Consider the following 9,155-nt stretch of genomic DNA (forward strand, 5'->3'; position numbering starts at 1 on the left):
GGGCGAGCGCTGGCAGTCGGTCGGCGGGCGCGGGTTCCGGCTCGATCCGGCATCGCCGCTGGCGCGCAGCGAATGGCTCGCGGTCGGGGAAGTCGCGGGTCACGCGGCCGGTGCCCGAATCCTCTCCGCAGCGCCGCTCGACGAACGCGAGCTGCTCGATCTGTTCGGCGATCGGATAGAGATCCGGCACGACGGCGCATTCGACCCGGCGACGGGAGCGGTGACGCCGACACGGAGTCGGCGGCTCGGCGCAATCAGGCTGTCGAGCGGGCCCGACCCCGCGCCGGACCCCACCGCGATCGAACAGGCGTTGCTGAAAGGCGTGCGCGAACACGGGCTCCATCAGCTCCCGTGGGACGAGCAGGCCGTGCAGCTGCGGCAGCGCGCGGCATTCGCGCACGCCTTCGACTCCGGAATTGCGCCACTGGACGATGAAATGCTGCTCGATCGCGCCGACGAATGGCTGGCGCCCCTGCTGGCGGGGAAACGCCGGTTGGGCCACGTGTCCGGACTCACCACTGCGCTGCGGCCGCTGCTCGGCTACGATGCCGGACAAAAGCTCGACAGGCTGGCACCCGCCGAGTTCGAAAGCCCGGCCGGAAGCCGGCACGCCATCGACTATTCCGCAGAGGCCGGGCCGACGGTCGAGGTGCGCGCGCAGGCGCTGTTCGGCCTTTCGCTGCACCCCACGATCGCGAACGGCGCCGTCCCGCTGACCCTCGCCATCACCTCTCCCGCCGGACGGCCGATCCAGACGACAAGGGACTTGCCCGGCTTCTGGGCCGGCAGCTGGCGCGAGGTCGCGAAGGTCATGCGCGGGCGCTACCCGAAGCACCCGTGGCCCGACGATCCCGCCTCGGCGGCGCCGACGCTCCGGACCAAGCGTGCGTCTTGATTAGTCGACCGCTTTTCGCCAACTGCGCCGCCATGACCATCGCCCGCATCTCCGAGCTGGAGCGCAAGACCACCCAGTCGGGCAAGGCGAACGCCGGCAAGTGGATCCTCGAATTCGAGCGCCAGCAGCCCCAGCGCCCCGACCCGCTGACCGGCTGGAACGGGTCGGGCGACACGAACACGCAGGTGCGCATCGCGTTCGAATCGAAGGAAGCCGCGATCGCCTACTGCGACCGGCACGGGCTCGACTATCATCTGGTGCCCGCGCCGCCGGTGCGGCTCAAGATCCAGGCCTACGCCGACAATTTCCGTTGAGCTTGGCCCCTAGCGGCTGCACAATGGCGGGGCCGAGCTAGGGGGGAGTGCTGCGTCCTTTCGATGTCAGGCTGGTGGTCGGCACCAGGCCTGAAGCGATCAAGCTGGCGCCTGTTGCGCACGCGCTCGCCGAGCGTGGGCTCGCGCCGGCGCTTGTCCTGACCGGGCAGCATCCAAGCCTCGATCCCGCGCAGTTCGGCCTCGGCGACTTTCCGGCTGAGCGGCTCCATTGCCCCGGCGAACAAGATCCGCACCGGCACGTCGGCGCCGTGACCACCGCGCTTCTGCCGATCGTCGCCGCGGCGTCCGGCCTGCTCGTCGTCCAGGGCGACACGTCGAGCGCGCTCGGGGCGGCGCTGGCCGGTTTCGCTGCGGGCGTTCCGGTGGCCCATGTCGAGGCCGGACTGAGGACTCACGACCCGCAGCTGCCGTGGCCCGAAGAGGAATATCGCACCGCGATCGACGCGCAGGCCGACCTGCTGTTCGCGCCGACGGAGCTCGCGGCCGCCAAGCTTCGGGCAGAACAGGCAACGGGCGAAGTCCACGTCACGGGGAACACGTCAATCGATGCCGTTCTTGCGCTCGAAGCGGCGCTGCCGCTTGCTGAACCGAGACGGGGCGCGCTGCCGCGGCTCCTCGTGACCGCGCACCGCCGCGAATCGTGGGGCGAAGGACTGGCGTCGATCGCCGCGGCGCTGCGCGAGCTCTCGAGCGAGGCCGCCATAGACTTCGTGCTTCACCCCAACGCGCATGTGGCGGCAAGCATGCGCGAGCTGCTCGGCGGGGTTGCGAACCTCCGCCTGCTCGAACCCTGCAGCCACCGCGAGCTCATCCGGCGCATGCGCGAAGCGGACCTGGTGCTCAGCGATTCCGGCGGAATCCAGGAAGAAGCACCCGCGCTCGGCGTTCCGCTGCTGGTGCTTCGCGAGAAGACCGAGCGTCCGGAGGGCCTGGATTGCGGCAGCGCGATCCTGGTCGGAACCTCGGCGGAGCGGATAGCCGGCAAGGCACGGCGCCTGCTCCGAGATCCGGCAGCACTTGCCGCGATGCGCCGCCGCCGCTTCCCTTACGGGGACGGCAAATCGGGACCGCGCATTGCAGGCATCATCGAGGAGTGGCTGAATAGGCGAGCGTGAGCTGTCACCGCGTCATGCGGGAATTGGTGACCCCTACGGGACTCGAACCCGTGTTTTCGCCGTGAGAGTACCATTTTGGTTCGTTTTAGACGTGCTCGGACGCCGCTGGATACTTGTGTAGCTGTAACTCTTTTGGTACAATTCTAGGATATATCCAACCACGTCCATTGCCGTATATTTGGGAAAAGTTGGGGACGTTTTTGGAGCCCGGGAATGCCACGAATCGTACGGGAAGCAAGACTGCAGGAACGCTCGGCGCGCGCCCGCCTCGCGCCTCGGCACCATCCCTATTGGCGGTCGATCTCGCAGGGACGCCATCTCGGCTATTATAAAGGGCGGCGCAGCTGTTCCTGGATTGCCAGATGCTTCGATCCGAACGAGCGCGAGTATCTGACGAAACCGCTGGGAGCGGCGGACGATCACTTCCCGTCGGACGGAACGACGATCCTGAACTGGAAAGAGGCGCTGGAGCGGGCGCTCGAGTGGTTCGACACGCTCGCTGCCAATCAATTCAAGCGAGCCGATACCTATACCGTCGGCGACGCGCTCGATGACTATCTAGAGACGTTCACCGGCAAATCCCTCGAGAAGACGCGCCACACGATCGAGCGTCACATTCGTCCGGCGCTCGGCCACCGGAAAGTGAGGGAACTCACTACCGCGGAGCTTCGCAAGTTCCAGGCTGACATGGCGACGCGCCCGTCCGTCTACCGCGCAAACCGCTCAGGCTTCGCCAAGCCTCGCCCCGAAGACGCCGACAGCGTCCGGCGCGGCAAGGCCAACGCAAACCGCATCTTCACACCCTTGAAGGCAGCGCTTAACCGGGCTTTCAACGACGGCCGGGTTCCGGACGACACGGCATGGCGCCGAGTGAAGCCGTTTGCGAAAGTGTCCGTCGCACGCATCCGCTATTTCACGCCCGCCGAGATCGAGGCGCTCCTCGATGCAGCGGAGCCCTGGTTCAGGAAGGTCATGCAGGCTGCGCTCTTCACTGGCGGGCGCTGGTCGGAAGTCTATCAGATCAAGGTGCGCGATCTCGATCTGCGCAGCGGAACCGTCCACTTCCCTGAAACGAAGAGCGGCCGGCCCCGCTACGTCCATCTCACCGATGACGGCAACCGGTTCTTTGCACGCTGCTCCACCGGCAAGGGTCTCGCCGACCTGCTTTTCCTGAACCAGCACGGCCGCCCGCTTGGCCCCTCTCACCAGATCCGGCCTATGGCAGAGACCTGCGCAAAGGCCCGGGTTGAGCCCGCGGGATTTCATATCCTGAGGCATACCTACGGCTCGACGCTGGCAATGGCGGGCGTCCCGCTGGCCGTCGTCGCGGAATCCATGGGCCACGCCGACGAACGGATCACGCGCAAGCATTACGCGCATCTTTCGCCGTCCTATGTTCGGGATACGGTGCGTGCCGGCCTCGGCAGGCTCGGATCGTTCGCCGGCGGGGCGCTTCGGCTGCTCGAAACGGCCTGAGGGCACCTGGCTTTCGGCGACCAGCCTTACGCGATTTTACGCATAAACAGACGTTATGCTGCTTATCGCATATGACGATTCATGCTCTTGCGCCTGTCCATCGATGACATTCGTAAAGCATCCAAGCCAGCCTTCCGACCGGTCGAACGCGTCCTCCGGTGCCCCGCGCCGCATACCCATCAAGTCGTCAGCGGCGCTGCGCGCGACCGTCTGCGCCGCCTCGAGGCCTGACCTCGTCCCCGCCTGCTGGCGGCGCCGGCCCGGTCGCGCATGAAGTTCCTTCGACGTGCCCGTACACGAAGCGGCGAAGGCTCCCGACGAGGATCAAGGTCGAGCTTCCGACCTTCGCGAACTCGATGTCACCGCTCCGCATTGCGAGAAGCGCGAGCGCCAGCCGGCGGTCAGCTCCCAGTTCTCGCCCTTGATGTCGTGGACGACCGCCGAGCCGGTCCAGCTGAGCAGGGTCGGGACGACGAGCCCGACGCCCTTGCCGCTTCGGGTCGGCGCGAACGCCATCACATGCTCGGGGCCGTCGTGCCGCAGATAATGCCCGCCAAGCGTCCCCAGGAACACGCCGGCGTCGCCGAACAGCCCCGCCTCGCGGACCTCGCGCTCTCTCGCCCAGCGCGCCGAACCATAGGTGGTCACATTCGACGACTGGCGGGCGCGCCACAGCGAGCCCGCAATGGCCGCGGCGCAGCCGAGGAACCCGCTCGCCCCGGCGAGCGCGCCCGCTTTTTCGAAGACCCCGGGCGCATAGGCATCATAGTGGAACCACCAGCCGAACAGCGCCCACGGACGGTAGATCGGGAAATGCCCGATCTCGAACCAGCAGGAGCCGAGCTCGGGCTGGTAGGCGAGCATCGCCGCCGCCCATTGGGTCGCCGCCCAGAGACCGAGCGTCACGATCGCGAACACGATCAGGATCTGGCCGATCAACAGCCTGGTGGGCGTCATCCACGATCTCCCCGACCGGCCCTGCGCCGGTGGCGGGTAGGACTGGAGGACGGGAGCGAGTCGGCTGTAGCCGCTGCCCGGCGCAGCGAGGGGCCGCTCGACGAATCCCGCGCGCGGCGGGTCGCAAGCCGCTCGCAATCGCCCGAGGGCTCAAGTCACCCGGGAAGCGATCTTTCAGCGCACGCGGCGCGGCCGGCCTGCCGGCGCGATCGCGACATCAGCGGGTGCGCGGGCCCCACCCCGGTCGGCGTGGAGTTCGCCCCGGCGAAGACGCTTATTGTGTCGACATTCCCATCACCGATCCGAACTCGTCCGAGAAATGCTTGGTGAAGAAGGGACCCCAGTTCACGACAGTTTCGAGCGGCACGGCAAGAACCGCGACGATCCTGGTGGTGAGCTCATTCGTCACCGGGTTCAGCCGATGTTCGACGAGATTGAGCCGCGCGACCCCGGCGAGGACGCTGGCGCCCCTGATGTCGTCCGCATAGATCGTGGGAACCTCGACTCCGTCCGTCGCCCATGGCGCCTCCTCAGGCCTGACGACCATTCCTTCGAGCTCTTCGTCCTGCATTCATTCCTCCGATTGCGATGTTGACGCTCCCTCTCGTCGCCTGCCCGTCAACTCACTGCAACCCGGCAATTCGCCAATGGCGGCATCCATCCATGGCCGGCCGGCCGGGGCATGCCCGACGCCGCGCGCTACTGCCGGGGATTTGCTGACTTTCCGCCCCGGCGCCGGATCGGCTCTCGTCAGCCGGCCGGATCGATATTATCGGCCGGCGGGTTGCGAGCCCCGATTGGCGGACGCGGACGGGCCGGTCGAGAAGTGAGTTGCCATGCAGATTCCTGTGATAGAGACGGGCTATGAACGAAGCGAGCTTCGCCGGCTGGCCGGAGGTCCGGACCCTGTGATCCGCGTTGCGGCGGCGACCCGATGAAGGGAATTATCCTCGCCGGGGGCAGCGGCACTCGCCTGTATCCAGCCACGATCGCTGTTTCGAAACAGCTTCTGCCCGTCTTCGACAAGCCGATGATCTATTACCCGCTCGGCGTGCTGATGCTCGCCGGCATCCGCGACATCCTGATCATTTCCACGCCCGCCGATCTGCCCCGGTTCGAGGCGCTGCTGGGCGACGGCCGGGCGCTTGGCCTGAACTTCTCCTATGCCGAGCAACGCGAACCGCGCGGCCTCGCGGACGCGTTCCTCGTCGGCGCCGGATTCGTGGGCGACAGTGCGGTCGCGCTCATCCTCGGCGACAATATCTTCTATGGCGCGGGACTGATCGATGTTGTCCAGCGCGCTGCGGCTCGTGAGCGCGGCGCGACGGTCTTCGCCTACCGCGTCGAAGACCCCGAGCGCTACGGAGTGATCGAGTTCGATCCGCGAACCGGGGCTGGGATCTCGATCGAGGAAAAGCCCGCCAGGCCGAAATCCAACTGGGCTGTCACCGGTCTCTATTTCTATGACAACCGCGTGCTCGAGATTGCCGCGGGACTTCAGCCGTCCGAACGCGGAGAACTCGAGATCACGGACGTCAACAGCGCTTATCTCGATCGCGGCGAGCTTCGGGTCGAACGGATGGGCCGTGGTTTCGCATGGCTGGACACCGGAACGCATGACAGCCTCCACGATGCAGGCTCCTTCGTTCGAACGATCGAGAAGAGACAGGGGCTGAAGGTGATGTGCGTGGAAGAAATCGCCCTCGAACTCGGCTATCTGAGCCCGCAGCAGGTGCTCGAGCGCGCCGAGAGCCTGGGGCGTACGGATTACGCCGGTTATCTACGCCGGCGGGTTGCAGAATATGAATCCTCTTGAGCGGCGGCCCCTGGCGCTCCCCGAGCTCCTCGAGCTGATTCCCTATCGGTTTCAGGACGAGCGCGGGTTTTTCTCGGAAGTATGGAGCGACGAGCGCTTCGCCGCCGCCGGAATCGCCGCGACGTTCGTCCAGGACAATGTCTCGGTTTCCAAAACCAAGGGGGTGATCCGCGGGCTTCACTTCCAGGCGCCGCCTGCAGCACAGGCGAAGCTGGTACGGGTCTCGCGCGGAGCGGTGTTCGACGTGGGCGTCGACATCCGGCGATCCTCGCCGACATTCGGCCGCTGGGCCGGGGTGGTGCTCTCGGCGGAGAAATGGAACCAGCTCTACGTGCCCGAGGGGTTCGCGCACGGCTTCGTCACGCTCGAGGACGATACCGAGGTGAACTACAAGGTCAGCGCCGCGTACAGCCCCGAGAATGAGCGATCGATCCGCTGGGACGATCCCGCGATCGGAATCGAGTGGCCGATCGCAGTCCAGCCGACATTGTCGGCCAAGGACGAGGCGGCGCCGCTGCTCGCCGACGTCGAGACCGGTTTCCGGATATGAGCGGGATCCGGTCCGTCCTCGTGACCGGCGGCGCCGGGTTCATCGGAGGCGCCGTGTGCCGCCACCTCGTCCGGGGCGGCTATCGCGTGATCAACCTCGACAAGCTGACCTATGCGGCGGACACCGAAGCCCTGCGCGACATCGAGGGATCGGAGCGCTACGTTTTCCACCGGGCGGACATTTGCGACGGCCCGGAAGTGGTGCGCATACTGGCCGGCGAGCAACCTGACGCGATCATGCATCTGGCTGCCGAGACCCATGTCGACCGGTCGATCGACGGACCGGGGGTGTTCGTTCAGACCAACGTGGTCGGAACGGTTACCCTGCTCGACGCAGCGCTCGATTACTGGCGGAGCCTCGAGGGGCCCAGGCACGACCACTTCCGCTTCCATCACGTGTCGACCGACGAAGTGTTCGGCGAGCTGCCGTTCGACCAGGGCATCTTTACGGAGCAAACGCCCTATGCCCCGTCCTCGCCCTACTCGGCGTCGAAAGCGGCTTCCGATCATTTCGTCCGGGCCTGGCGCCAGACCTACGGCCTTCCCGTCGTGCTTTCGAACTGCTCCAATAATTATGGGCCGTTCCAGTTTCCCGAAAAGCTGGTTCCGCTCGTCATCCTGAACGCGCTGGAGGGCCGCGAGCTGCCGGTCTACGGCGACGGGCGCAATGTGCGCGACTGGCTCTATGTCGGCGATCATGCGGCGGCGCTCGAGCTGGTCCTGAACAGGGGCCGCATCGGTGAAAGCTACTCGATCGGCGGGCGCTCGGAACGCGACAATCTGACGGTCGTACAGAGCATTTGCGATCTCCTCGATTCGAGGGCGCCGCTTGCCGGCGGCCGCAGCCGGCGCGAGCTGATCCGCTTCGTTCCCGACCGTCCGGGGCACGATCGCCGCTACGCGATCGACCCGGGCAAGATCGAGGGCGAGCTCGGCTGGCGTGCAAGCGAGAGCTTCGAAAGCGGCCTCAAGCGGACCGTGGAATGGTTCCTCGACAACGAATGGTGGTGGCGCCCCATCCGCGAACGCAAATATGCGGGGGAACGCCTGGGCACGGCTTCGTGAAGGTGCTCGTGACGGGCGCCCACGGGCAACTCGCTCGCAGCCTTGCCGAGCGCGCAGCATCGCGCAGCGACATGCAAATGGTCGCGATCGGCCGGCCCGGGCTCGACCTGGCCCAGGAAGGAAGCGCAGCTCGCGCGATCGAAGCAGTCCGGCCCGACGTCATCATCAATGCGGCAGCCTACACGGCCGTCGACAAGGCCGAGGACGAGCCGCAGCTCGCATTCCGGATCAATGCCGAGGCCGCCGGCGAAGTCGCGTCCGCCGGTGCCCGGGTCGGCGCCGCGGTCATCCAGGTCTCGACGGACTATGTGTTCGACGGCCGGACCGAGGGACCCTATCGCGAGGACAGCTCAACCCATCCGCTTGGGGTTTACGGAGCGAGCAAGCTCGCCGGCGAGGAACGAGTCCGGGCCGCCAACTCGCGCCATGCGATCGTCCGCACGGCGTGGGTCTACAGCCCCTTCGCGAGGAATTTCGTCACGACGATCGTGGAGGCCGCGCGAACCCGCGACGTGCTGACCGTCGTCGACGATCAGGCGGGAAGTCCGACTTCGGCTCTGGACCTCGCCGAAGGACTGTTGCGGATGGCCGGAACATGGAACGGATCGCCGCAACTCGGGCTTGGCGAAACATACCATCTGGCGGGCGCTGGCGTGGCGAGCTGGTACGGCGTCGCCGAATTCGTCATGAGCGAGTGCCGCCGGCATCGCCTGGCCTGCGCCAGCGTTCGCCCCATCCGAACTGCCGACTGGCCGACCAGGGCCGCGCGCCCCGCCAGTTCGGTGCTCGATTCGGGCAAGTTCGCGGCGACGTTCGAATTCGCCATGCCGGACTGGCGCCAGTCGATGGCGGCCGTGGTCGCGCGCCTGGCCGGGGACGCGGTGCCCGGAAGCTGAGCGTTTCCGGCCGCGTCGGCCTCCAGCCGCGCCGCCCCGGCCAACTCCGTC

General features: G+C 66.8%; 9 protein-coding genes and 1 pseudogene. 8 read left to right on the forward strand and 2 right to left on the reverse strand.

From position 1 onward, the window contains the following. From GH737_RS10625 to GH737_RS10640, 4 genes are all read left to right on the forward strand, one after another. Positions 1-895 (forward strand): ATP-dependent helicase C-terminal domain-containing protein (locus GH737_RS10625; protein WP_275401961.1); only part of this gene is annotated, 895 nt, incomplete at its 5' end. A 32-nt stretch (positions 896-927) separates the two neighbouring features. Then, on the forward strand, positions 928-1,209 hold the full coding sequence (locus GH737_RS10630; protein ID WP_155264797.1) for an ETC complex I subunit: 282 nt from the start codon (positions 928-930) through the stop codon (positions 1,207-1,209). Positions 1,210-1,256: 47 nt separating this feature from the next. Next, the gene (wecB, locus tag GH737_RS10635) at positions 1,257-2,345 is read left to right on the forward strand and encodes a non-hydrolyzing UDP-N-acetylglucosamine 2-epimerase (protein ID WP_155264798.1); all 1,089 of its coding nucleotides are present in this window, start codon (positions 1,257-1,259) and stop codon (positions 2,343-2,345) included. 213 nt (positions 2,346-2,558) lie between these two features. Further along, positions 2,559-3,821 (forward strand): tyrosine-type recombinase/integrase, encoded by a 1,263-nt coding sequence (locus GH737_RS10640; protein ID WP_155264799.1) that lies wholly within the window; start codon positions 2,559-2,561, stop codon positions 3,819-3,821. Positions 3,822-4,160: 339 nt separating this feature from the next. Here GH737_RS10640 and GH737_RS10645 read toward each other — a convergent pair. Then, positions 4,161-4,778: pseudogene (locus GH737_RS10645) on the reverse strand (type IV secretory system conjugative DNA transfer family protein); the annotation flags it as partial. 274 nt (positions 4,779-5,052) lie between these two features. Further along, complete coding sequence (locus GH737_RS10650; protein WP_155264800.1) at positions 5,053-5,349, reverse strand: hypothetical protein; 297 nt, start codon at positions 5,347-5,349, stop codon at positions 5,053-5,055. 363 nt (positions 5,350-5,712) lie between these two features. Between GH737_RS10650 and rfbA the strand changes: the two genes are divergently transcribed. Genes rfbA through rfbD form a run of 4 tightly spaced genes read left to right on the forward strand, consistent with a single transcriptional unit; the run spans position 5,713 to position 9,104 of the window. After that, complete coding sequence (gene rfbA / locus GH737_RS10655; protein WP_155264801.1) at positions 5,713-6,594, forward strand: glucose-1-phosphate thymidylyltransferase RfbA; 882 nt, start codon at positions 5,713-5,715, stop codon at positions 6,592-6,594. After that, on the forward strand, positions 6,581-7,144 hold the full coding sequence (gene rfbC / locus GH737_RS10660; RefSeq protein ID WP_155264802.1) for a dTDP-4-dehydrorhamnose 3,5-epimerase: 564 nt from the start codon (positions 6,581-6,583) through the stop codon (positions 7,142-7,144). The genes rfbA and rfbC overlap by 14 nt, the downstream gene beginning before the upstream one ends. Beyond that, entirely contained in the window at positions 7,141-8,208 is a 1,068-nt protein-coding gene (gene rfbB, locus GH737_RS10665; RefSeq protein ID WP_155264803.1) for a dTDP-glucose 4,6-dehydratase, read from the forward strand. Before rfbC ends, rfbB begins: the two co-directional genes overlap by 4 nt. Beyond that, positions 8,205-9,104 (forward strand): dTDP-4-dehydrorhamnose reductase, encoded by a 900-nt coding sequence (gene rfbD, locus GH737_RS10670; RefSeq protein ID WP_155264804.1) that lies wholly within the window; start codon positions 8,205-8,207, stop codon positions 9,102-9,104. Before rfbB ends, rfbD begins: the two co-directional genes overlap by 4 nt. Positions 9,105-9,155 lie beyond the last annotated feature (51 nt).

The sequence above is a fragment of the Sphingomonas segetis genome (assembly GCF_009720245.1).
GTDB lineage: Bacteria > Pseudomonadota > Alphaproteobacteria > Sphingomonadales > Sphingomonadaceae > Sphingomicrobium > Sphingomicrobium segetis.